Here is a 23047-nt window from a genome sequence, read left to right as displayed (position 1 = left end):
GACCGATACCTGTTGCTGAGCCCTCAGGATGCTGGATTAATTTTTTTCCAGCATGTTGATGATCTGATTGGCGACCACTTTGGCACTTTGATCATCAGTGCGAATAGTGACGTCAGCGATCTCTTCATAAAGCGGATTACGTTCATCTGCCAGTGCTTCAAGCACTTCACGAGGCGGTTCATCAACCTGCAGCAGCGGGCGCTTTTTATCGCGCTGCGTGCGGGCAAGCTGCTTTTCGATGGTGGTTTCCAGATAGACAACCACGCCGCGGGCGGAGAGACGATTGCGCGTTTCACGGGATTTGACGGAACCGCCGCCGGTCGCCAGTACGATGCCTTGTTTCTCGGTCAGCTCGTTAATGATTTTTTCTTCGCGATCGCGGAAACCAGCTTCGCCTTCCACATCAAATACCCAGCCTACATCCGCTCCGGTACGTCGCTCAATTTCCTGATCGGAATCGAAAAATTCCATATTGAGTTGCTGAGCTAACTGACGACCAATAGTGCTTTTGCCGGCACCCATCGGCCCAACCAGAAAGATATTGCGTTTCTCTGCCATTTTGTCGGTATTACTAAGAATTCGTTGATGATACCCCGCGTTCAGCGCGTTGCTGGCGGGACAGGAACTGAGACCTCATAAGCATTAGCAAGAGTCAGATAGAAAATTATCTCAACACTCATGGCCGTTTGGCAACCGAATAAATCGCCTCCGGCAACCTGCACACAGGTATGGTCTTTGGTTCGCGAGACGGTAACGCTCTTCCTTACGTGCCTTCATGAAATGGGCTACAGCTGCGCAGGCCGGGGGTTGTCGGTGCTTATCATCGGCTGATATTAGCGCTGAAACCTGCCCTTTATCTGCTTGCTGCTGCCCGCTTTATGCTGGCATATTTCTTTTTTGACGCCAGTATCGCTTGTGACTGACGCCCGTCGGAAGATTATCCTGCCGCGTACCGCTACACCGTTTTAAAATCGCTAAACCTTGTAAGCTAATTCCTCTCCGGCGTCAACGCGCACGGCACTACAGAACGAATTTTCCGCTTTATCCGGCAGAAAGCGCTGCTTCCCTGACCAGTCTGGGGGTAATAAAGATAACCAGCTCACGCTTTTTCTGTTCCTGCAGCTGCTGCCGGAACAGCGCACCAAGCAGGGGCATCTCTCCCAGCCACGGCACGCGTTTTTCACTCTGCGTGCGCTGCTGCTGAAAAATGCCGCCCAGCGCCAGCGTTTCGCCATCACGCAGCGTCACCTGTGTCTCAATTTCCTGCTTTTCAATGCTGAGTACCTGATTCTCTCCCAGCGTCAGGCTGCGGCCAGGCATGTTCTGGCTCAGACGCAGCCGCAGCTGAATGCGGCCGTTGCCCAGTACCGAGGGAGTGACCTCCATACCCAGCACTGCCTCTTTGAACTCAATGGCCGTCGCGCCGCTGTTGCCTGACTTCACCTCATACGGAATTTCGGTGCCCTGCTTAATGGTCGCGGTCTGCTGATGCGCAGTAAAAAGCCGCGGACTGGCGATGATATCGATCTGATTCTCCTGCTCCAGCGCGCTCAGCTCAAGAGTGAGCAATTCACCGCTCATTTTTCCCAGCGTCACTCCGGCGCGCAGTGCAGGCGCACTGACGGCCAGCGGCAGACTAAGCTGCGGATTGCGCAGCGTCGCCGCCACCGCATCTGCCGGTGAGAGCTGCCAGCTGACGCCCAGTTCGCGCAGATGCTCTTCGTTCAGCGTAACGATATGTGCCTGCAACTCCACCTGTTCCAGCGGCCGATCAAGGGCTTTGATCCAGCGCGTCGTGTTTTCCAGGACCTGCGGCATATCGCGCAGCAGCAGTGAGTTAGTACGGCTATCCACCGTAACGCTGCCGCGCGCTGACATCAGAGAGGGCTCGCCCTGCAGGCTGCGATGAATGTCGCTGGCGCTGGCGTAATGCAGCGCAACTGTGCGCTGCTCCAGGGTCCGCTGCGCCTGCTTCTCTTCCTGTTCCTGCCTGACCCGCTGCGTCTGACGCTGCTGCCAGCTTTGCGGATAAACCAGCAGCACCCCCTCCTCTTCTACCAGCACCAGGTCCGCCAGACGTGAAATCAGCGTCAGGGCATGCTCTGCGCTTACCTTCTCCAGACGCAGCGACAGCCGGCCCTCAACGCCGGGCGCAATCAGCAGGTTAGTCTGCTGATAGTCCGCCAGCGCCTGCAGAATGCGCTCCACCGGTGCATCGTCAAATACCAGGCTTAGCGTGCTTGTCTGCGCCTGCAGCGGGGCGCTTAACATAAGCCCCAGCAGCATCCCGATCCGTTTCATAAAAGCCTCCTTTAATTGTCCAGACTATCTGTTGCTGCACACAGCGGCGCGGTGCGGTTAACGTCAGCGTACGCGCGGTTATCTCCGCGACCTGCCAGGGATAAACCGGAAAAGGGGAGGATGGCGCCAGCCGATAGCTTTTCCCCTCGGGAGATATCACCCAGGCGACGAAGTGAGGTGCACGACCTGCTACGCCCTGCAGACGCCAGTTCTGCGGCGCTGCCGCGGCAGGTTCGCAGGCGCGGGTAATCAGAGGCATAAAAGGATCGCGTGCCGCTGCGGCGCCATGCCAGAGCAACAGACACAGCAGTGCGCTACTCCGCATCAGATGGCTCCAGCCACAGCTCTGCCGTCAGCAAACGCGGTCCGGACCGCAGTGAGAAACGCTGCGGTATCGGCTGCGCGGTTCCGGCCAGCTCACCAAACAGCGGCATAAATTCACGCCAGGCTAACTGCAATACCAGTTCTGATGGCTGAGCCTGCGGCTGCCAGTTTTGCAGCTGCGCGCCACGCGTGTTCACCAGTTGCTCCAGCGACGACGTTGTCGCGCTCTCGCGCTGCCGTGCCTGCAGCTTAGCGATCTCTGTTGCAAGGCTGTCTATTGACGGATGTAACGCCTGCTGCAGCTGACGCTGCTGCACGGTAAGCTCTGCCAGCGCTGTCCGCTGCTGTGCCAGCGCCTGGTGTTGAGGACGCAGCTGCAGCAGCCAGAGCAGCAGCAGCATTGTTGCGACAACCAGCACGCTGCAACCGGCACGCCAGGCAAAAGGCCACAGCACATAGCGCCACATCAGCTCATTCACCGGGCTGCTCCCGCAGTCGTGCCTGCAGCGTAAACCGGTATCTGCCCTCTGACTGCCGGACTATTGCCCTCTGTCTGACGGCCGCAAACAGCGGCTGCGCCAGCAACCGGTGGCGCAGCTCACTCACCGCCGCCACGCTGTCACTCCACCCTTCTATCCGCAGCAGCAGCTGCTGACGCTCAATACGCTCCAGCCATAACGCTTCCGGCAGTAGCGCCGGCAGCTGCTGCCAGAAATGTTGCCAGTGCTGATATTGCCGCATTACCTGCTGTCGCTGACGCTCTGTCTCCAGCAGCCTGTCGCGCGCCTGCAGCAGTGATTGCTGCTGCGTGCGCAGGTGCTGCAGCGTAAGCAGCTGCTGCCGGACCTGCTCTGTCGCGCTTTCTGCCTGAAAAAGCTGTTGTCTGTTATACCCTCCTAGGATCAGGGCAGTGAGCAGCGGCAGCGTTAACGCGGTAACCAGCAGATATTGCGTCTGCCGGCAGCGTTTCTGCCACAGCCGTTCGCGCCACGGCAGCAGATTAACGCTTAGCATGCGCTGTCTCCGGGACGCAGTGCCAGCCCCAGCGCCAGGGTAAACTCTCCCTGTTGTGCGGGCAGTGGCGGCTGCTGATAGCGTAATAGTGACAGCGGCAGGCACAGCTTTGCCTGCCGCGCGGTCGGGGCTGACGTGGAGGTACAAAGCTGATCGGACACCTGCGGAAACAGCTGCGCAATGATGTCTGCATTGAGCGTCCCTGCAACGGCCCCGCAGCGCAGCGTGCCGTCATTAAACGCCCAGAAGGCGTGATCGCCTGTCGGGTGGATCAGCAGCGTATGCAGGGCAAGCGGCAGCTGTTGTGCGACCTGCATCAGAGCCTGCGTGCTCAGTTCAAAGATGTCAGGCTCAAGACCGGCCTGCTGCAGCGGCTGAAGCCACTGGGCCATCACGTCCCGCCGGGCAGCCGTCACCTGCAGCGTGTTTGCAGCAGCGTCACACTGGTAGTCAAACGCCAGCAGCGCGGTTTCCATCGGGAAGAGATTGCGGGCGGCGGCAGTGACATAACGATTTAACGCGGGTTCACGCAGCGTGGTGCCAGGCAGCGGCAATGTCCGCTGCAGCACCAGTTGTGGCGGCAGGCCAACGCGCAGTGAGAACTGCGCCGGTAGCTGCCGCCGCCACGCCGCTAACATCTCCTGTAACAGCGGCGAGCTTTGCAACACACCGTTGCGTAACGTATCGTGCGGCAGCGCTTGCTGCCACCAGTGTCGCAGCTGCCAGCCATGACGACGGCGTTCAATACCCAGCGCACACAGGTGCCTGTTCTGAATATCCAGTCCAATTTGCCAGCGCTGAAAAGCCATATGCGCAATATCCTTATTATCAAAGGTCAACGCTAAACCCGGCTATGCTGAATGACAGACAAATGACGGGTATATCAAAGCGTCAGGCTTGCCTTTATACTACCGCGCGATTGTTTATAAACTGCCCAAACGCCAACAGATGGGAATTCTCAGGTGAAGTTCGTAAAGTATTTATTGATTCTTGCAGTGTGTTGCATTTTGCTGGGAGCCGGTACGGTTTATGGCTTGTACAAATACATAGAGCCACAGCTGCCCGATGTGAACACATTGAAAGATGTGCGTCTGCAGACGCCGATGCAGGTTTACAGCGCCGAGGGCGAGCTGATCGCCCAGTATGGTGAGAAACGCCGCGTACCGCTGACGCTGAAGCAGATGCCGCCAGAACTGATCAAAGCATTTATCGCTACCGAAGATAGCCGCTTTTATGAGCATCACGGCGTCGATCCGGTGGGGATTTTTCGTGCTGCCAGCATCGCACTGATGTCAGGCCATGCGTCGCAGGGAGCCAGTACGATTACTCAGCAGCTGGCGCGTAACTTCTTTCTGAGCCCTGAACGTACGCTGATGCGTAAAATCAAAGAAGCGTTCCTGGCGATCCGCATTGAACAGCTGCTGAGCAAAGATGAGATCCTTGAGCTCTACCTTAATAAAATCTACCTCGGCTATCGCGCTTATGGCGTTGGCGCGGCGGCTCAGGTCTATTTTGGTAAAACGGTCGATCAGCTGTCGCTGAGTGAAATGGCGATGATCGCGGGTCTGCCAAAAGCGCCCTCAACCTTTAACCCGCTCTATTCGCACAGCCGGGCGCTGGCGCGCCGTAATGTAGTACTGGCGCGCATGCTGGATCAAAATGACATCACACAGCAGCAGTATGAAGAGGCCCGTAATACGCCGCTGACCGCCAGCTATCACGGTCCTGAGATCGCTTTTTCTGCCCCTTATCTCAGTGAAATGGTGCGTCAGGAGATGGTGAAACGTTACGGCGACCGCGCCTATGACGACGGCTACAAGGTGTATACCACCGTAACCCGTCGCCTGCAGGAAGCGGCGCAGCAAGCGGTACGTAACAATGTCATGGCTTATGATATGCGCCATGGCTACCGCGGCCCGACCACCGTGTTATGGAAAGTCGGTGAGACAAGCTGGGATCAGGCCCGTATTCTGAAAACGCTGAAAACGCTGCCTGCCTACGGACCACTGAATGCGGCAGTGGTGACCAGTGCCAGTGCTCAGGAGGCCACGGCCTTACTGAAAGATGGCAGCACGGTCGCGCTGAAGCTCTCCGGCGTGCGCTGGGCTCGGCCTTATAAATCAGACACGCTGCAGGGACCGACACCGCGCACCATTACGCAGGTGCTGCAGGCCGGTCAGCAGATCTGGGTGCGTAAAGTGGGCGATGAGTGGTGGCTGGGTCAGGTTCCGCTGGTGAACTCTGCGCTGGTATCACTGAATCCGGAAGATGGCGCGGTGCGTGCGCTGGTGGGCGGATTCGATTTTAATCAGAGCATGTTTAACCGTGCTACCCAGGCGCTGCGTCAGGTGGGATCAAACATCAAGCCGTTTCTCTATACCGCCGCGATGGATCGTGGCCTGACGCTGGCTTCGATCCTCAATGATGTTCCAATCTCCCGCTGGGATGCCGGTGCCGGCGCTGACTGGCGGCCTAAAAACTCGCCGCCAACCTATGCCGGCCCTATCCGTTTGCGTCAGGGGCTGGGAGAATCTAAAAACGTGGTGATGGTACGCGCCATGCGCGCCATGGGCGTCGATTATGCTGCAGAATATCTGCAGCGCTTTGGCTTCCCGGCGCAGAATATTATTCATACCGAATCGCTGGCGCTGGGTGCCGCTTCATTTACCCCGCTGCAGGTGGCGCGTGGCTATGCGGTCATGGCAAACGGCGGTTTTCTGGTTGACCCCTATTTCATCACCCGCATTGAGGATGAGCAGGGCGGCGTAATTTTTGAAATCCGGCCTAAAATCGCCTGTCCGCAGTGTAATCTGCCGGTGATTTACGGCGATACCAGGAAGTCAGTCGCGCTGAATGAAGAGAGCGTGGAGAACGTTGCCACCTCTGATGAGTCGCAGAACCAGTCGGTGCCAAAGCCGGCGCTGGAGCAGGTTCCGGCACAGTCGCAGCCAGCAGGCGATCAGCAGTATGCACCGCATGTGATTAATACGCCGCTCTCGTTCCTGATCAAAAGCGCGCTTAACTCCAATATTTTTGGCGAGCCCGGCTGGATGGGTACAGGCTGGCGTGCCGGACGCGATCTGAAGCGGAATGACATTGGCGGAAAAACCGGTACGACCAACAGCTCTAAAGATGCCTGGTTCTCCGGCTATGGTCCGGGTGTGGTGACGTCGGTCTGGATCGGATTTGATGATTCACGCGCGCTGGGGCGTTCAACCGTGTCGGGAGCAATTCCGGATCAGATTTCCGGTTATGAAGGCGGCGCCAAGAGCGCGCAGCCGGCGTGGGATGACTACATGAAATCTGCGCTGGAGGGCGTCCCGGTGCAGCCACTGACGCCGCCGGATGGCGTGGTGACCGTTACCATCGACCGTGCAACCGGTAAACTGGCTAACGGCGGTGGCAATACGCGTCAGGAATATTTCATCAACGGTACACAGCCCACGGAGTATACGGTGCACGACGTCGGCACGACCATTATGGACAATGGCGAAAGTCACGAACTGTTCTGATAACAAGGCGCCTGCGGGCGCCTTTCTTTATTCAGTAATCAAGCCGGCCCTGTTTTACCAGCCATTCGCGCACCAGAAACAGCGCACTGACATTACGCGCCTCGCTGAAATCAGGTTCTTCCAGCAGCGCCAGCAGGTTCTTCAGCGGCCAGCGCCGTACCACCAGTGGCTCAGGCTCATCACCTTCCAGTTTCTCTTCATAGAGTCCTTCCGCCACAACGATATTCATTTTACTGGAGAAGTAAGAGGGTGCCATCGTGAGCTTGCCCAGCGCTTCAAGGCGGGTCGCTCCGTAGCCGACCTCTTCTTTCAGTTCGCGGTCAGCCGCCTCAAAGGCGCTTTCGCCCGGATCGATCAGTCCCTTAGGGAAACCAAGCTCATAGCTTTCCAGCCCTACCCCATACTCCTGAATCAGAATCACGTCGTCGCCGAGAATCGGCACAATCATTACCGCTTCGCGTTCAGAAGGTTTCATGCGCTCATAAACACGGCGTGCACCATTGCTGAAAGCGAGATCGACGGCTTCAATGGTAAACAGGCGGGAGCGCGCCACCGCTTCTACCTTGAGGATGTCAGGTTTTTTCAATGGAGTGGTCATATCAGCCTCAGACGTTGCACAACCTTGTGAAATGCGATAGCGCCAGCATACCGAAGGCTGCGCAAATGTGCGACAGGCAACATAGGCTAAGCCGCCGCCGGATTGCGCAGCCCGGAGTACGGCGTGTTCTCTGCCTGCCTGTTTTAAGCGTAAGTCAACGCTTTGGATCCAAATTCAGAAAATGCCGATATTTAATTGAGTATTGCCTGGTTAACATCCTATCAGGGATTAATCTAATAATTTATAATCCGATGATTTAGCGCATTATTTTATCTGTGTTTCTTCTTGTCAGAACCTCATCTGCTCGCCAGAATTGACACATCTTACGATTTTCGCCGGGAGTAGAACGTTAACGTGAAGGCATTTCGTTGGCTGGAATGAGCGTAGCATGAGCACTTTTATTGTCATCCTGACAGTGATGCTGGTCGGCTCATCATTAGCTGGTATCGCTTACTGGTACGCTATGCGGCATCGTCCGCCGTTAGCGCGACCCCTGCCGTTTATCAGTCCGCCCTGCCGCAAACTCTCTGATGATGAGCGCACTGCAGTAGAAAAGTATCTGGCTGCGCTGGCTAAACGTCAGCCGCCGCGCACCCGTGCGCGCTTTACCAGGGAGGCGGAAGCGCTAACGCTGACGGCACAAAGCAACAATGTCTATCCTGTTACCCGTTCTATTACCCGTTACGGCCTCTCAACCGACGATCCCCATAAATGGCGCTACTATCTGGATGAAGTTGAAGTACATCTGCCGCCGCTCTGGGAACAGTATATTGCAGACGAAAACTACGTTGAGCTGATCCGCACGCAGTCGCTGCCGCTGGTCATCTCTCTGAATGGTCACTCGCTGGTTAATTACGCCATTGAGCAACCTGCTCTGCCGCCGCTGATACAGCCTGCCAGTACCAACGCCTCTATCCGCAAAGCAGAGAGCGAAAACGTCGAATTACTGCGGGTACGCAAAGAGTCGCATGAGGAGTACCAGCTTTCGCGGCCTGACGGTACGCGTGAAGCCGTGGTTATCTGCTGCGCTTTTCTGCTGTTTTTTCTCGGTCTGGTGCTGCCAGGCAATCTCCTGATCTGGCTGGTAGCTCCCGGCTGCGTGATGATCGCCGTCAGCCTCTGGTTTCTCTGTCGTTTTCCCGGAGAGAAAGGCCTGCGCGATATTCACTGTCTGCGCGGCGCACCGAAACGCTGGGGCCTGTTTGGTGAATCGAACCAGGAGCAGAGCAATATTTCGCTGGGTATTATCGATCTCATTTATCCGCCGCACTGGCAGCCCTACATTACCCACGATCTTGGACAGATCACCGAAGTGGATATCTATCTGAACCGCCAGGTCGTGCGTCAGGGGCATTTTTTGTCGCTGCAGGATGAGGTCAGAAATTTTCCGGTACAACGGTGGCGCAAGAATCTGGTACTGACCTGCGGTTCACTGCTGGTGCTGGCGATGCTGCTGACCTGGATCCCGCTCAGTATGCCGCTCAAGCTGAGTCTGGCATGGGTCAAAGGTACGGAGAGTATTCAGGTCGACAGCGTAGATAAGCTCTCTGCCCTGCCGCTGCACGTCGGCGATGTACTCAGAGTAACGGGGACCGGTATGTGCTCTGTGCCAGGCAATTACCAAAGTAATCGCACCTACACTTACATGCCTTTTGACTGCTCGGCTATCTACTGGAACAAAGCCGCTCCGCTGCCGCAGCCGCAGTCTGACATTATCGATAAGGCCGCCGCGCTGCTGGATACCACCCTGCGCCAGCTGCATCCGGAAACCAGCACCGATCCCAAGCTTAATCCGCAGCTCGCCTCCGCGATTCAGAAGTCAGGCATGATTCTGCTGGATGATTTTTCAGAGCTGGTGCTCAGGACACAGGATCTCTGCAGTCAGCAGCAGGATTGTGTCCGGCTGAAAAATGCCCTGGTGAATCTGGGCAATGCCAAAGACTGGGATTCGCTGATCCATCGTGCAGATACCGGCAAACTCAGCGGCATGAATGTGCTGTTAAGGCCTGTCAGTGCCGAAGCGCTGGAAAATCTGGTGAATACCGCGACCTCGACCTTCTTTTCCCGTGAGACCCGTCGTGCTGCGGAAACGCTTAACAGTCCGCCGCCGGGCGGTTTTCTCATTATCAGCGATGAAGGACGTCAGCTGGTGACGCAGCCGCAGCCTGCCGTTTCCCTGTTTGATCTTGACGCGCCTTCGCAGTGGCGCGAGCTGCAGCGTATCGCGGGCATGCTGCTGCATACCCCGTTCAGCGCCAGCGGTATTATCACCAGCATGAGTACGGATGCGAACGGGACGCGCCATATCATGCTGCATAACGAACCCGATGCAATGGCGCAGTGGCGCTACATTGGCAGCGTTGTGCTGATGCTGATACTGCTGATTTCAGCGGTGGTAAACGGCTTGCTGACGCTGCGACGCATCCATCGTAACCGGCTGCGTATGGCGGAAATTCAGCAATATTACGATAAATGCTTTAATCATAATCTCAGCACTATGCAGAGCGTGCGCTCGCTGTTCTGACCCTCCGCCCTTGTGTGCTACCCTGTCGCGCGTTTTTTGGCAGTGGCTGACGGAGCCGGCATTTACGCTAAACTGATAGAGTGCGGCATCGCGTCGCACCTTGATTTCTCACTTTCTGCCCATATTTCCGGATATCTGCCGATTTGTCTCTGCGGCGTGTCGCCGCATAGCCTGTCGCATACTGCGCGACACGTTAATGACAGTGAACCCGTTCCGGCTAACGTCCGGCGCAGAGACTCAGGCGTCAGCCGCTTCGACGCCAGTCGGCCGCTACCCTTTTTCAGCGCCGCGCTGCCGGACCCGTTTACCGGTAAAGATGAAACGCTGCGTTAAAGCAGGAGCCACAATGAAAGAAAAAATCAGCGACGGCGTACGCCTTGATAAATGGCTGTGGGCCGCGCGCTTCTATAAAACCCGCGCGCTGGCACGTGAAATGATCGAAGGCGGCAAGGTTCACTATAACGGCCAGCGCAGTAAACCCAGCAAGCTGGTTGAGTCCGGCGCAGAATTAACGCTGCGACAGGGAAACGACGAGCGGACGGTTATTATCAACGCCATCAGCGATCAGCGCCGTCCCGCCAGCGAAGCGCAGCTGATGTATAGCGAAACCGACGCCAGCGTGGAAAAGCGGGAAAAAACGGCGCTGGCGCGCAAGATGAATGCGCTGACCATGCCACATCCGGATCGCCGGCCTGATAAAAAAGAGCGCCGTGATTTGATGAAATTTAAACTGTCGGGTGATGAATAGTTCGCACCCCTGTGAGAGAAAACTTATGTCTGTTCAAGATCAATTACACCGTTACCTGTTTGAAAACGTTGCCGTACGCGGCGAGCTGGTCAATGTCTCCCACACCTGGCATGAAATTGTGCGTAACCATGACTACGCAGAGCCGGTAAAAACGCTGCTGGGCGAGCTGCTGGTCGCAACCAGTCTGCTGACCGCCACGCTGAAATTTGACGGGGACATTACGGTACAGCTGCAGGGCGACGGCCCGCTGACGCTGGCAGTGATCAACGGTAATAACCGCCAGGAGCTGCGTGGCGTGGCGCGTGTAAAAGAGGATGCAGAGATTGCCTCCGGCAGTACGCTGAAAGAAATGGTGGGTAACGGCTATCTGGTGATTACCATTACGCCAGAAAAAGGCGAGCGCTATCAGGGTGTGGTAGGACTGGAGGCGGATACGCTGGCAGGCTGCCTGGAAGACTATTTCATGCGTTCTGAGCAGCTGCCTACCCGCCTGTTTATCCGCACCAATGAGCAGGGCGCGGCCGGTATTTTACTGCAGGTTCTGCCTGCGCAGGATACCAGTCAGAATGATTTCAATCATCTGGCCATGCTGACTGAAACGGTTAAAGCGGAAGAGCTGATTACGCTGCCGGCAAACGATGTGCTGTGGCGCCTCTACCATCAGGAAGAAGCCACCGTTTACGATCCGCTGCCCGTTATCTTCAAGTGCACCTGCTCACGCCAGCGCTGCGGTGAAGTGCTTAAAACGCTGCTAGAAAGCGAAGTGGATGAGATCCTGGCGGAAGATGGCAAAATCGATATGCATTGTGACTATTGCGGCACGCACTATGTCTATGATGCAGTGGATATTGCCGCCATCCGTAACGAATCTGTCAGCGACAGCGACCAGCTGCATTAATCCCGCTGCGGGCGGCCACGCCGCCCGTTTTGCATAAAACTATACCTCTATGTTTTTTCACGGAAATTAACTAATTTTCGCTAACTTTACTTTTATAAGTAGCCGATTTCTCCGCTTGTCACGTTCCAGTTCGCATTTTTAACTATCTTCACTTTCCGCTTCTGCTCAGATGTGTACACTGCGCGCGATCTGTTCTGCGCAACCGAGTGCGCCACGCGGCAGACACCCCCTAAAAATGCAATGAAGTACCGATTTAAGGAGCAGTCACATGCGCGTTAACGGCCTGACATCGCAAGACCTCGCCGACCTGGGCATCAGCGGCACTACCGAAGTGGTGTATAACCCTGACTATGACACGCTGTTTCAGGAAGAAACCCGCCCGGAGCTGGAGGGTTATGCGCGAGGCACCCTGACGCAGAGCGGCGCTATCGCCGTGGATACCGGCATTTTCACTGGCCGCTCACCGAAAGATAAATATATTGTCCGCGATGACACGACGCGTGACACGCTGTGGTGGAACGGTACCGGCAACGGTAAAAACGATAATCAGCCGCTTTCCCAGGAGACCTGGCAGGCGCTGAAGGATCGCTGTACGCAGCAGCTTTCAGGCAAACGCCTGTTTGTGATTGATGCATTTTGCGGTGCCAATCCTGACTCCCGCCTGAGCGTACGCTTTGTGATGGAAGTCGCCTGGCAGGCGCACTTTGTCAAAAACATGTTTATCCGTCCGACCGATGAAGAGCTGGCCAGCTTCACGCCTGATTTTGTGGTGATGAACGCGGCGCAGTGCACCAATCCGGACTGGCAGGCGCAGGGGCTGAACTCAGAAAACTTCGTTGCATTTAACCTCACTGAGCGCATGCAGCTGATCGGCGGCACCTGGTACGGCGGCGAAATGAAGAAAGGCCTCTTTGCCATCATGAACTACCTGCTGCCGCTGAAAGGCATCGCCTCAATGCACTGCTCCGCAAACGTGGGTAAAGCGGGCGACGTGGCCGTGTTCTTTGGCCTCTCCGGCACCGGTAAGACCACGCTCTCCACCGATCCTGAGCGGCAGCTGATTGGCGATGATGAGCACGGCTGGGATGACGACGGCGTCTTTAATTTCGAAGGCGGCTGCTATGCAAAAACCATCAACCTGTCTGAACAGGCAGAGCCGGAAATCTATCGCGCCATCCGTCGCGATGCGCTGCTGGAAAACGTGGTAGTGCGTGCCGACGGCAGCGTGGATTACGCCGATGGCAGCAAAACCGAAAACACCCGCGTCTCTTATCCGATCAATCACATCGAAAACATCGTGCAGCCGGTGTCCAAAGCGGGTCACGCGAAAAAGGTGATTTTCCTTACGGCTGACGCGTTTGGCGTGCTGCCGCCGGTGTCACGACTGACGCCAGAGCAGACGCAGTATCATTTCCTTTCCGGCTTTACGGCCAAGCTGGCCGGCACGGAACGCGGCGTCACGCAGCCAACGCCCACCTTCTCTGCCTGCTTTGGCGCCGCATTTCTGACCCTGCATCCGACGCAATATGCTGAAGTGCTGGTTAAGCGCATGGAGGCGGCAGGCGCACAGGCTTATCTGGTTAACACCGGCTGGAATGGCAGCGGCAAGCGTAACTCATTGAAAGATACGCGGGCGATCATCAATGCGATTCTGGCAGGCGAGCTGGATAACGCCGCGACCGAGACCCTGCCGGTGTTCAATCTGCAGATCCCGACGCAGCTGACCGGGGTGGACGCCGCCACGCTGGATCCGCGCCGCAGCTGGCAGAGCGAAGCGGAGTGGCAGCAGGCCGCGCAGGATCTGGCACAGCGTTTTATCACCAACTTTGAGAAGTATACTGACAACGACGCGGGTAAAGCGCTGGTACAGGCGGGTCCGCAGCTGTAAGTACGGCTGAGCAGTGGCAGCGGGCGGCATTATTGCCGCCCTTTTTTTATCTGTTCAGGCGCTGTGCGCGACGCTGGCCAGCGCGGTGCTGTTTTCCGGCATCGGCAGCCACGCGCGGATACGTAATCCGCCACGCTCGCTGGCCCCGATCTCCAGCGACCCTTCATGCGCATCGATTATGCGCTGCACAATCGCCAGCCCCAGCCCGGTGCCGCTGGTGCTCCGGGCGCTGTCGCCGCGCACAAACGGCTGGAACAGATGCTGCAGCTGATCGGGTTTAATGCCGGGACCATCATCATCCACCTGGAACCAGGCGCGGTTAAGCTCCTGACCGCTGCTGACTTTGATCCAGCCGTTACCATAACGCGCAGCGTTGACCACCAGATTCGCCACCGCGCGTTTAATAGAGAGCGGATTGATATCCAGTATGAGCTCATCGGTCATGACCGCATTTTCAATCTCGCGTTCATAACCGCTTTCAGCCGCAACCACTTCTCCCAGCACGCTGTTGAGATCGGCCCGCTCGGTCTGCATCTCCTGCCCGGTGCGCAGATAATCGATAAACTGCTCAATGATGGCGTTGCACTCTTCGATATCTTTATTAATCGACTCAGCCAGATAGCCATCCTGCTCACCCATCATTTCGGTCGCAAGACGGATGCGCGTCAGCGGCGTGCGCAGATCGTGGCTGACACCCGCCATCAGCAATGTGCGATCGTCAGCCAGCTGCTTGACCCCTGCCGCCATCTGATTAAAGGCGCGTGTCACCGAACGGACCTCAGAGGCACCATATTCACGCAGCGGTGGCGGAATAATGCCTTTGCCCACCTGCAGCGCCGCGTGCTCCAGATCCACCAGCGGCCGGTTTTGCATCCGGATAAACAGCCAGGCTCCGCCAATCGCCAGCAGCATAATCGCCAGCGTGTAGCGGAACAGCGGTGAGAAGTCGCCCTGATGAATTTCCGTCAGCGGCACCCGTACCCAGATATCGGGCGAAAGCCAGGTTTTCAGCCAGACGACCGGCGAGTTTTTGTTGACCTCGACGCGCACATCGGTCGGGCCGCCAAGCTGCTGCGCCATCTGCTCACTAAGAAACTCATAGTGCTGCGCCCAGCGCAGCCCGCTCTCCTCTGCCGCCGCGTTGGTATAGAGCGAAATCCCCAGCTCGCGGTAAATTTCGCGCCGGAAGGCGGGTGGCACTTCCAGCTGTGTCCCATCTTCCAGCTGCAGCCGATCGGTCATCAGCATACGCACTTCGTAGGCCAGTACCTTATTAAACTGCTGCAGGCTGGGAAGAATAGCGAAGTTCAGCACCACCAGATACGTCGTTACCAGGCTGACAAACAGCAGGGTAACGATCAGCAGCAGGGTGCGGGCAAAGGAGCTGCGGGGCGAGAAGCGCAGTCGCCTCATGCTTTACTGCCGTCCGGCACAAAGACGTAGCCCAGACCCCAGACGGTCTGGATATAGCGCGGATGCGCGGGATCTTCTTCCACCATGCGGCGCAGGCGCGAAATCTGCACGTCGATTGAACGTTCCATGGCGCTGTATTCACGCCCGCGGGCCAGGTTCATCAGCTTGTCACGCGAAAGCGGCTCGCGCGGATGACTCACCAGCGCTTTCAGCACGGCAAATTCTCCGCTGGTCAGCGGCATAGGCTCATCTTCACGGAACATTTCACGTGTGCCGAGGTTCAGTTTGAATTTACCAAACGCGATTACCGCCTCTTCCTGTGACGGCGCACCCGGCAGCTCGTTGGCCTGACGGCGAAGTACCGCGCGGATACGCGCCAGCAGTTCACGCGGGTTAAACGGCTTGGGAATATAGTCATCGGCGCCGATTTCCAGTCCGACAATGCGGTCAACCTCTTCACCCTTAGCCGTTACCATGATAATCGGCATCGGGTTGCTCTGGCTGCGCAGACGGCGACAAATAGAGAGGCCATCTTCACCTGGCAGCATTAAATCCAGCACCATCAGATGAAAAGATTCACGCGTCAGCAGGCGATCCATCTGTTCAGCATTCGCGACACTGCGCACCTGAAAGCCCTGTTCGGTGAGATAGCGTTCCAGCAGCGCGCGCAGACGCATATCGTCATCAACGACCAGAATTTTGTAGTTCTCTTGCATGTTCAACTCCCAAAGGCGCCATTGCCTGAAGCAATATTGTGAGGATAAGGGACCTGTCTGTGACAGACATTTATGGTTTATATTCTAAGCGAAATTGTTACAAAGCATATTAAACAGGAGCTTATATTTAATTTCTCGCCTGAAATGCGGCTCTGCTCCCGCTTTTGGGCGCTGATTTTACCCTGTTTAGCGCTTGTCTGAAAAAACGGCACTTTTTCTCACTGCGCGTGGTTCAGTCACACTTTTCTGGCTGTGTGACGGCCTGCCCTGTACTTTCCCCCCAATTCAGCGGGATAGCGCCCCCAAGCAGCACAAAACTGCGCAGATTCCGGTTAGCGCCTGATAACGCTCTCGGAAGAGTGCCAGCAGCGGTACAATCCAAGACCACTTATAAATAAAGACAGTTAAATCAGCGAGTAAACACCACTTTCGTCCGGCCCGATGATCTCCGACACTTCTGCTGTATCGACCCTATCGGTGTCATGTGGAGAAGAAAAATGAAAAAAGTTGTTCTGCTGAGCGCGCTGGTTCTCTCCAGCCTTACCCATGTTCAGGCGGCAACGTCAGTCGGTGAAGCCGCGGGTGCGCAGGCGTCAACGACGGCAAAAGGCAACTCGGATGCAATTGGCGTGGGCGCGGTAGCAGCATTGCTGGGTGTGGCGCTGGCGACCATGGGCGGTGGTGATGGTAATGGCAGCAGCACCTCAACCACGACCGCAACGGTGCCGGGCAAGTAAGCGTCATAAAGCGGCCTGCGCTGCCTGTGACTGTCGTCACGTGCAGCGCAGTTCACTCATGCCGGGTTGTGATAGTTAATCTGATTCACAAACCAGGTCTTTTGTCCTTCAGGCGTATTAACGGTGACTTCATCATCGACCTCTTTTTTGATCAGCGCCCGCGCCATGGGTGAATCAATGGAGATGTACGCTTTCACATTGTCGCCATAGATCTCATCCGGTCCGACGATGCGAAAACGCTTTTTCTCACCCTGCTCATTCTCCACTTCAACCCACGCGCCGAAAAAGACCTTGCCCTCCTGCTGTGGGGCGTAATCAACAATTTTCAGTTCAGCGAGGCATTTGCGCAGGTAGCGTACCCGCCGGTCGATCTGCCGCAGCAGGCGCTTGTTATAGGTGTAGTCCGCATTTTCTGACCGATCGCCGAGGCTGGCGGCCCAGGAGACGATACGGGTGACCTCCGGACGCTTCTCATTCCACAGATGATCGTGCTCGGCACGCAGCTTGTTATAGCCTTCGCGGGTTATCAGTTGAGTTTTCATTACATCGGCTCATTCATGTCAGTTTTGCAGGTCGCCAGCTGCGTACAATAAGCGACGCTGCCGCAGGCAGCAAGATGCGGGCGCCATTCAGAAAAAGATGGATTGCCGCCCTGCCGGCTGGCAATTTACGCCCTCAGTCCGTATAACTGTCCCCTGTTTTTAACCCCGGATAAGCAAGATCGTTACTGATGATGAAAGATTCGCTGAGCCAGATTATCGCAGGTGAGCTGCAGGCACGCGCCGAACAGGTCGATGCCGCCATACGCCTGCTGGATGAAGGGAATACCGTCCCCTTTATTGCACGTTACCGTAAGGAAGTCACCGGCGGGCTGGATGATACCCAGCTACGCGCGCTGGAGAGCCGCCTGAGCTATCTGCGCGAGCTGGACGATCGCCGCCAGTCAATTCTGAAGTCGATTGACGATCAGGGCAAACTCTCGCCGGAACTGGCGCAGGCTATCAACAGCACGCTGAGTAAAACCGAGCTGGAAGATCTCTATCTGCCCTATAAGCAGAAGCGCCGTACGCGCGGGCAGATCGCCATTGAAGCGGGCCTGGAACCGCTGGCTGAGTCATTGTGGAACGATCCCTCGCAGCAGCCGGAAGCGGTTGCGGCAGGCTTTGTGGATGCGGATAAAGGCGTGGCGGATACGCGCGCAGCGCTTGATGGTGCACGCTATATCCTGATGGAGCGGTTTGCCGAGGACGCTGCGCTGCTGGCTAAAGTGCGCGACTATTTGTGGAAAAATGCCCACCTGACGGCACGCGTCATTGAAGGCAAAGAAGATGCGGGCGCTAAATTCCGCGATTACTTCGATCATCACGAGGCGCTGAGCAGCGTGCCTTCGCACCGCGCTCTGGCGATGTTTCGCGGCCGCAACGAAGGTGTACTGCAGCTGTCGCTGAATGCCGATCCGCAGAGTGAAGAGGCACCACGTGAAAGCTATGGCGAAACGCTGATTGCCGATCACCTGGGTCTGCGCCTGAACAATGCGCCGGCTGACAGCTGGCGCAAAGCGGTGGTGAGCTGGACATGGCGCATCAAGGTGCTGCTGCATCTCGAAACCGAACTGATGGGAACTATCCGCGAACGCGCTGAAGATGAAGCGATCAACGTCTTTGCCCGCAATCTGCACGATCTGCTGATGGCCGCTCCGGCCGGGATGCGCGCGACAATGGGGCTTGACCCTGGCCTGCGCACCGGTGTGAAGGTTGCCGTAGTCGATGCGACCGGCAAGCTGGTGGCCACCGATACGGTCTATCCGCACACCGGTCAGGCGGCGAAAGCTGCTGCTGCCGTTGCAGCACTCTGCATAAAACATCAGGTTGAGCTGGTGGCGATTGGTAACGGAACCGCCTCGCGTGAAACCGAGCGCTTTTTCCTCGATGTGCAGAAACAGTTCCCGCAGGTCAGCGCGCAAAAAGTGATTGTCAGTGAAGCGGGCGCCTCTGTTTACTCCGCCTCCGAGCTGGCAGCTCTGGAATTTCCCGACCTCGACGTCTCGCTGCGCGGTGCAGTCTCTATTGCCCGCCGCCTGCAGGATCCGCTGGCCGAGCTGGTGAAAATCGACCCTAAATCAATTGGTGTCGGCCAGTATCAGCATGATGTCAGTCAGAGCCAGCTGGCGAAAAAACTGGATGCGGTGGTTGAAGATTGCGTCAACGCCGTCGGCGTCGATCTCAACACCGCCTCGGTCGCGCTGCTCACGCGCGTGGCGGGCCTGACGCGCATGATGGCGCAAAATATTGTCAGCTGGCGCGATGAAAACGGGCGTTTTCAGAATCGTCAGCAGCTGCTGAAAGTGAGCCGTCTCGGGCCAAAAGCGTTTGAACAGTGCGCCGGCTTTCTGCGGATCAATCACGGTGATAATCCGCTGGATGCCTCTACGGTGCATCCGGAAGCGTATCCGCTGGTGGAGCGCATTCTGTCTGCCACTGAGCAGGCGCTGGATGCGCTAATGGGGAATCCCGGCAGCCTGCGCGATCTTAACGCGCGCGACTTTACCGATGAACGCTTTGGTCTGCCAACCGTAACCGACATCATCAAAGAGCTGGAAAAGCCAGGCCGCGATCCGCGTCCTGAATTCAAAACCGCGCAGTTTGCCGAAGGCGTGGAAACCATGAACGATCTGCTGCCCGGCATGATTCTGGAAGGTGCCGTCACCAACGTGACGAATTTCGGTGCTTTCGTGGATATCGGCGTGCATCAGGACGGACTGGTGCATATCTCTTCCCTCTCCGATCGCTTCGTGGAAGATCCGCATCAGGTGGTGAAAGCGGGTGATATCGTGAAGGTCAAAGTCATGGAAGTGGATCTGCAGCGTAAACGTATCGCGCTCACGATGCGTCTGGATGAGCAGCCGGGTGAGAGCAACGCGCGCAGCGGTAGCCGTCCGGCTGCCAGAGAACCGGCGCGTGCAGCGAATCCGGCCAAAGCACGCGGTAAGCCTGCGGCGGCGGGCAACAGCGCAATGGGCGATGCGCTGGCTGCGGCTTTTGGTAAAAAGCGCTGATTTCAGCCCCCTGATCTGCCTGCAGCCGGCCCGGGGCTGCAGGTAACGGGTTGCGAAATCGCCCTGTCAGGCTACGCTGAAAAAATCTGTGTGATCCACTGACCTTCCGCGTGGCCTGACAATCTGATGGATAAAATCAACGCCCTGCTCGATGAGATCTATGAAGGACGCCTGCCCGCCATGGCGCGCGAGCGCCTGCTGTCACATATTCGCGCCGCACGTGACAGCGTAAAGCTGCCGCGCAAAGCGCACTGGGATGAGAAAGATGTGGTGCTCATCACTTACGCCGATCAGTTTCGTGAGCCGGAACAGCCCACCCTCGCCAGTTTTACGCGCTTTTATCAGCAGCACCTGCAATCGGCCTTTAACCTGGTGCACCTGCTGCCCTTTTTCCCCTATTCGTCCGATGATGGCTTTTCGGTTATCGACTACCATAACGTCAATCCGATCTGCGGTGACTGGCAGCAGATTGCGGCGCTGCACAGCCAGACGCGGCTGATGTTCGATTTTGTCTGTAATCATATCTCGGCGCACAGCGCCTGGTTTCGCCACTATCTGGCGCAGGATCCGGGCTGGGATGATTTTTTTATCAGCATGCCGCCAGCCACCGATCTCAGCGCCGTAACCCGCCCGCGCACTTCGCCGCTGCTCACGCCTTTTACCCTGGCCGATGGTACCACGCGCTATATCTGGACCACCTTCAGCGCCGACCAAATCGACCTTAACTTCGCCAGCCCGGATGTGCTGATCCGCATGATCGGGGTACTGCTCGACTACCTGAAAAAAGGTGCGGACTATGTGCGGCTGGATGCGGTTGGCTATATGTGGAAAACACCAGGCACGCGCTGCATTCACCTGCACAAAACCCATTTGCTGGTGAAGCTGTTCCGGGCCGTCGCCGATGTCGTCGCACCGGGTACGGTGATCATCACAGAAACCAATGTGCCGCATCAGGATAACATCAGCTACTTTGGCCGCGGTGACGACGAGGCGCAGATGGTGTATCAGTTTTCTCTGCCGCCGCTGGTGCTGCAGGCGATCCATGCCGGTTCAGCGCGCGCGCTGCGTCAGTGGGCCGCCTCGCTGACGCCTGGCAGCGGCAGCACCACCTTTTTTAACTTTCTCGCCTCGCACGACGGTATTGGCCTGAATCCGGCGCGCGGCATTCTGTCAGAGCCTGAAATTGTTGCGCTGGTGCGTGAACTGGCGCTGGAGGGGGCGCTGGTGTCGTATAAAAATAATCCTGACGGCACCACCAGCCCTTATGAAATCAACGTTACCTATCTCGATGCGCTTAACCACCAGACCGATGATGATGAGACGCGCCTGCGCCGTTTCCTGCTGGCGCACGCCATTCTGCTGGCGTTTCCGGGCGTGCCCGCCATTTATATTCAGAGCATCCTCGGCTCGCGTAACGATAACGAAGGGGTGCGCGCTGCCGGCCACAACCGCGCCATCAATCGCGAAAAATATAGCCTGCGCGAAATGGAGCAGTGGATCAGCGGTGGCGACTGGCTGCGTCAGCAGGTGTTTGAACGGCTGAGTGCGCTGATCCAGCTGCGCACCCGTCAGCCCGCGTTTCATCCTGATAATGCCATGACGCTGCTGGAGAGCGACAATGCACTCCTGCTGTTTCGCCGCCATGCGCCAGATGAGGAGGGGCTGCTGTGTCTGTTCAACCTGAGCAGCCGTGAAATGACCACCACGCTGCCCCAGGCGCGCCATTATCAGGATCTGGTCAGCGGCCAAAAAGTGGACGGCGGCGCGCCGGTGACGCTGGCCGCATGGCAGTTTATGTGGCTGCGCGGATAAACTGCGTCACGTGCCCGCAGAACGCCTCAGGGTGTGAAATAAACGGTGCGTGCGCCGCCTTCTCCATTATCACCGACGGGGAGCCGGGCCAGCGCGTATCCAGCTCACCGGCAATACGGCGCGGGACCAGCCCATCCAGTGCGCCATACAGTCGCAGAAACGGCACGCTAAGGTGGTCCAGCGCCTGACGTAAATCACTCTGTCGCAAAATCTCCAGACCGCCCTGCAGCGCCGCCACTGACGGCATCGGCTGCGACAGCACCACCTCTTTCAGCTGACGCGCATCCTGACGGGCGTTTTCTGTCCCCATAGTCTGCAATGCCAGAAAGCGCTCAACGGTACGCCGGAAATCGTCACTGAGCTGCTGCTGAAAGCCGGTCAGCGTGTCGGGTTTAATACCCGGCCAGCTCGCCTGTGCGGTGAAGCAGGGTGAGGAGGCCACGCTGATTAACGCAGCCACACGCGCGGGCTGCAGCAGCGCCAGCTGACTGGCCACCAGCCCGCCCAGTGACCAGCCCAGCAGCGTGGCGCGATCAGGCAGCTGCGGCAGCAGGTGTTGCGCCATCTGCATCAGCGTCAGCGGACCAGCCGCGGCGCTGCGGCCAAACCCGGGCAGATCCACCAGATGCAGGCGAAAATGAGGGCTGAGTCGCGGAACAATGTGTTGCCACACTTCGGCGTTCAGTCCCCAGCCGTGCAGCAGCACAAGATCGCGATCGCCCGTGCCCGTGGTGTGCCAGTAAAGCGAACTCATCGGTTACACTCCTGAAAAGAGAAAAAGAGGTCGCTATGCTATCAACCCCGGCCCGCTGCTGGCTATGCCATCTTCCGCTGCAGATTGCCCATCACGGTCTGTGCAGTCTTTGTCTGCATCAGCTGCCCGCTCTGCCCGCGCTCTGCCCCTGCTGCGGCCTGCCTGCCACCACACCGCAGCGCTGCGGACGCTGCCTGAATCAGCCGCCGCCGTGGCACAGCTTAACCTGCGTCAGCGATTACATTCCGCCCCTGAGTCACTGGGTACAGCAGCTGAAATTTTCCCGCGCGATAGCACTCAGGGTGATGCTGGCGCGGCTGCTTTTGTTAAAATTGTTAACAAAGCGCCGGAGTGAACCCGATCCCGCGTTCGATTTGGTGCTGAGCGTGCCGCTGCATCACCAGCGCGCCTGGCAGCGTGGCTTTAATCAGTCTGCGCTGCTCGCGCAGCCGCTGGCTCGCTGGCTGCGCTGTGAATATCGTGAAGGTGTCAGCCGGATACGGCAGAGCAGCGTCCAGCATCAGCTTGATGCCCGCGCGCGCCGTCATAATCTGCGCAGCGCATTCCGCCTTGAAATGCCGGTGCAGAATCGCCATATCCTGCTGATTGATGATGTGGTCACCACCGGCAGCACCGTAGCGGAAATCAGCCGCCTGCTGCAGGCTCAGGGCGCTGCCAGCATCCATATTGGCTGCCTGTGCCGTACCTTGTAGAGCGTCGGTGTTGGGCGTATTATAACCAGGTAATTTAGTC

21 protein-coding genes are annotated in these 23047 nt (G+C 57.3%); 10 read left to right on the top strand and 11 right to left on the bottom strand.

Annotated elements, in window-relative coordinates:
• Window positions 1–36 precede the first annotated feature (36 nt).
• From aroK to pilM, 6 genes are all read right to left on the bottom strand, one after another.
• Window positions 37–558, bottom strand: a complete 522-nt coding sequence (gene aroK / locus B3041_RS12335) for a shikimate kinase AroK (RefSeq protein WP_039380929.1) — start codon at window positions 556–558, stop codon at window positions 37–39.
• Between the two features lie 483 nt (window positions 559–1041).
• Window positions 1042–2301, bottom strand: a complete 1260-nt coding sequence (gene hofQ / locus B3041_RS12330; protein WP_292974416.1) for a DNA uptake porin HofQ — start codon at window positions 2299–2301, stop codon at window positions 1042–1044.
• Window positions 2219–2560, bottom strand: a complete 342-nt coding sequence (locus B3041_RS12325) for a DUF2531 domain-containing protein (protein WP_292975232.1) — start codon at window positions 2558–2560, stop codon at window positions 2219–2221. The genes hofQ and B3041_RS12325 overlap by 83 nt, the downstream gene beginning before the upstream one ends.
• Before the next feature lie 55 nt (window positions 2561–2615).
• The gene (locus tag B3041_RS12320) at window positions 2616–3104 is read right to left on the bottom strand and encodes a hypothetical protein (RefSeq protein WP_065648566.1); all 489 of its coding nucleotides are present in this window, start codon (window positions 3102–3104) and stop codon (window positions 2616–2618) included.
• On the bottom strand, window positions 3097–3639 hold the full coding sequence (locus B3041_RS12315; protein ID WP_292974413.1) for a PilN domain-containing protein: 543 nt from the start codon (window positions 3637–3639) through the stop codon (window positions 3097–3099). The genes B3041_RS12320 and B3041_RS12315 overlap by 8 nt, the downstream gene beginning before the upstream one ends.
• The gene (gene pilM / locus B3041_RS12310; RefSeq protein WP_292974411.1) at window positions 3633–4448 is read right to left on the bottom strand and encodes a pilus assembly protein PilM; all 816 of its coding nucleotides are present in this window, start codon (window positions 4446–4448) and stop codon (window positions 3633–3635) included. Before pilM ends, B3041_RS12315 begins: the two co-directional genes overlap by 7 nt.
• Before the next feature lie 153 nt (window positions 4449–4601).
• On the opposite strand from pilM, the gene mrcA reads away from it, so the two are divergent.
• Complete coding sequence (gene mrcA, locus B3041_RS12305; protein ID WP_292974409.1) at window positions 4602–7151, top strand: peptidoglycan glycosyltransferase/peptidoglycan DD-transpeptidase MrcA; 2550 nt, start codon at window positions 4602–4604, stop codon at window positions 7149–7151.
• 31 nt (window positions 7152–7182) lie between these two features.
• On the opposite strand, the gene nudE is transcribed toward mrcA, so the two are convergent.
• Entirely contained in the window at window positions 7183–7749 is a 567-nt protein-coding gene (nudE, locus tag B3041_RS12300; RefSeq protein ID WP_065648563.1) for an ADP compounds hydrolase NudE, read from the bottom strand.
• 388 nt (window positions 7750–8137) lie between these two features.
• Between nudE and B3041_RS12295 the strand changes: the two genes are divergently transcribed.
• The 5 genes from B3041_RS12295 to pckA all read left to right on the top strand — a co-directional run bounded on the left by B3041_RS12295 (window position 8138) and on the right by pckA (window position 13807).
• Window positions 8138–10273 carry an intracellular growth attenuator family protein gene (locus B3041_RS12295; RefSeq protein WP_065648562.1) on the top strand — a complete coding sequence of 712 codons (2136 nt, stop codon included), beginning with the start codon at window positions 8138–8140 and terminating at the stop codon, window positions 10271–10273.
• A 42-nt stretch (window positions 10274–10315) separates the two neighbouring features.
• Entirely contained in the window at window positions 10316–10606 is a 291-nt protein-coding gene (locus tag B3041_RS12290) for a hypothetical protein (RefSeq protein WP_292974406.1), read from the top strand.
• A gap of 13 nt (window positions 10607–10619) precedes the next feature.
• Complete coding sequence (hslR, locus tag B3041_RS12285) at window positions 10620–11021, top strand: ribosome-associated heat shock protein Hsp15 (protein WP_065648561.1); 402 nt, start codon at window positions 10620–10622, stop codon at window positions 11019–11021.
• Between the two features lie 25 nt (window positions 11022–11046).
• Window positions 11047–11919 carry an Hsp33 family molecular chaperone HslO gene (gene hslO, locus B3041_RS12280; RefSeq protein ID WP_292974403.1) on the top strand — a complete coding sequence of 291 codons (873 nt, stop codon included), beginning with the start codon at window positions 11047–11049 and terminating at the stop codon, window positions 11917–11919.
• A 268-nt stretch (window positions 11920–12187) separates the two neighbouring features.
• Entirely contained in the window at window positions 12188–13807 is a 1620-nt protein-coding gene (gene pckA / locus B3041_RS12275; RefSeq protein WP_065648559.1) for a phosphoenolpyruvate carboxykinase (ATP), read from the top strand.
• Window positions 13808–13861: 54 nt separating this feature from the next.
• Here pckA and envZ read toward each other — a convergent pair whose 3' ends face one another.
• Both envZ and ompR read right to left on the bottom strand, forming a co-directional pair.
• Window positions 13862–15220, bottom strand: coding sequence for a two-component system sensor histidine kinase EnvZ (gene envZ / locus B3041_RS12270; protein ID WP_065648558.1), 1359 nt, complete (start codon window positions 15218–15220; stop codon window positions 13862–13864).
• Entirely contained in the window at window positions 15217–15936 is a 720-nt protein-coding gene (ompR, locus tag B3041_RS12265) for a two-component system response regulator OmpR (RefSeq protein ID WP_001157751.1), read from the bottom strand. The genes envZ and ompR overlap by 4 nt, the downstream gene beginning before the upstream one ends.
• A 497-nt stretch (window positions 15937–16433) precedes the next feature.
• On the opposite strand from ompR, the gene yjbE reads away from it, so the two are divergent.
• Window positions 16434–16673, top strand: a complete 240-nt coding sequence (gene yjbE / locus B3041_RS12260) for an exopolysaccharide production protein YjbE (protein ID WP_065648557.1) — start codon at window positions 16434–16436, stop codon at window positions 16671–16673.
• Window positions 16674–16729: 56 nt separating this feature from the next.
• On the opposite strand, the gene greB is transcribed toward yjbE, so the two are convergent.
• Window positions 16730–17215 (bottom strand): transcription elongation factor GreB, encoded by a 486-nt coding sequence (gene greB / locus B3041_RS12255; protein WP_065648556.1) that lies wholly within the window; start codon window positions 17213–17215, stop codon window positions 16730–16732.
• Between the two features lie 191 nt (window positions 17216–17406).
• On the opposite strand from greB, the gene B3041_RS12250 reads away from it, so the two are divergent.
• Together B3041_RS12250 and B3041_RS12245 are read left to right on the top strand one after the other, a co-directional pair.
• Complete coding sequence (locus B3041_RS12250) at window positions 17407–19728, top strand: Tex family protein (RefSeq protein WP_414692383.1); 2322 nt, start codon at window positions 17407–17409, stop codon at window positions 19726–19728.
• Between the two features lie 126 nt (window positions 19729–19854).
• Window positions 19855–21540 (top strand): alpha-amylase family glycosyl hydrolase, encoded by a 1686-nt coding sequence (locus B3041_RS12245; protein WP_065648554.1) that lies wholly within the window; start codon window positions 19855–19857, stop codon window positions 21538–21540.
• Here B3041_RS12245 and bioH read toward each other — a convergent pair.
• The gene (bioH, locus tag B3041_RS12240) at window positions 21521–22294 is read right to left on the bottom strand and encodes a pimeloyl-ACP methyl ester esterase BioH (protein WP_065648553.1); all 774 of its coding nucleotides are present in this window, start codon (window positions 22292–22294) and stop codon (window positions 21521–21523) included. The two genes, B3041_RS12245 and bioH, sit on opposite strands and share 20 nt — an antisense overlap.
• Window positions 22295–22329: 35 nt before the next feature.
• Between bioH and gntX the strand changes: the two genes are divergently transcribed.
• Window positions 22330–23007 (top strand): DNA utilization protein GntX, encoded by a 678-nt coding sequence (gene gntX, locus B3041_RS12235; RefSeq protein ID WP_292974379.1) that lies wholly within the window; start codon window positions 22330–22332, stop codon window positions 23005–23007.
• Window positions 23008–23047: the final 40 nt, after the last annotated feature.

This window comes from Pantoea sp. UBA4549, assembly GCF_002387285.1.
GTDB classification, from domain to species: domain Bacteria; phylum Pseudomonadota; class Gammaproteobacteria; order Enterobacterales; family Enterobacteriaceae; genus Pantoea; species Pantoea borealis.
The sequence above is the reverse complement of the archived record's forward strand: the minus strand, read 5'-3'. Positions and strand labels throughout refer to the sequence as shown.

Excerpts from the sequence above, each read along its gene's own strand:
- B3041_RS12315 (WP_292974413.1), bottom strand. The coding sequence starts at position 3,639 with ATGCTAAGCGTTAATCTGCTGCCGTGGCGCGAACGGCTGTGGCAGAAA.
- bioH (WP_065648553.1), bottom strand. The coding sequence starts at position 22,294 with ATGAGTTCGCTTTACTGGCACACCACGGGCACGGGCGATCGCGATCTT.
- greB (WP_065648556.1), bottom strand. The coding sequence starts at position 17,215 with ATGAAAACTCAACTGATAACCCGCGAAGGCTATAACAAGCTGCGTGCC.
- ompR (WP_001157751.1), bottom strand. The coding sequence starts at position 15,936 with ATGCAAGAGAACTACAAAATTCTGGTCGTTGATGACGATATGCGTCTG.
- nudE (WP_065648563.1), bottom strand. The coding sequence starts at position 7,749 with ATGACCACTCCATTGAAAAAACCTGACATCCTCAAGGTAGAAGCGGTG.
- pilM (WP_292974411.1), bottom strand. The coding sequence starts at position 4,448 with ATGGCTTTTCAGCGCTGGCAAATTGGACTGGATATTCAGAACAGGCAC.
- B3041_RS12295 (WP_065648562.1), top strand. The coding sequence starts at position 8,138 with ATGAGCACTTTTATTGTCATCCTGACAGTGATGCTGGTCGGCTCATCA.
- hslO (WP_292974403.1), top strand. The coding sequence starts at position 11,047 with ATGTCTGTTCAAGATCAATTACACCGTTACCTGTTTGAAAACGTTGCC.
- aroK (WP_039380929.1), bottom strand. The coding sequence starts at position 558 with ATGGCAGAGAAACGCAATATCTTTCTGGTTGGGCCGATGGGTGCCGGC.
- yjbE (WP_065648557.1), top strand. The coding sequence starts at position 16,434 with ATGAAAAAAGTTGTTCTGCTGAGCGCGCTGGTTCTCTCCAGCCTTACC.
- hofQ (WP_292974416.1), bottom strand. The coding sequence starts at position 2,301 with ATGAAACGGATCGGGATGCTGCTGGGGCTTATGTTAAGCGCCCCGCTG.
- pckA (WP_065648559.1), top strand. The coding sequence starts at position 12,188 with ATGCGCGTTAACGGCCTGACATCGCAAGACCTCGCCGACCTGGGCATC.
- gntX (WP_292974379.1), top strand. The coding sequence starts at position 22,330 with ATGCTATCAACCCCGGCCCGCTGCTGGCTATGCCATCTTCCGCTGCAG.
- hslR (WP_065648561.1), top strand. The coding sequence starts at position 10,620 with ATGAAAGAAAAAATCAGCGACGGCGTACGCCTTGATAAATGGCTGTGG.
- B3041_RS12250 (WP_414692383.1), top strand. The coding sequence starts at position 17,407 with ATGAAAGATTCGCTGAGCCAGATTATCGCAGGTGAGCTGCAGGCACGC.
- envZ (WP_065648558.1), bottom strand. The coding sequence starts at position 15,220 with ATGAGGCGACTGCGCTTCTCGCCCCGCAGCTCCTTTGCCCGCACCCTG.
- B3041_RS12325 (WP_292975232.1), bottom strand. The coding sequence starts at position 2,560 with ATGCCTCTGATTACCCGCGCCTGCGAACCTGCCGCGGCAGCGCCGCAG.
- B3041_RS12245 (WP_065648554.1), top strand. The coding sequence starts at position 19,855 with ATGGATAAAATCAACGCCCTGCTCGATGAGATCTATGAAGGACGCCTG.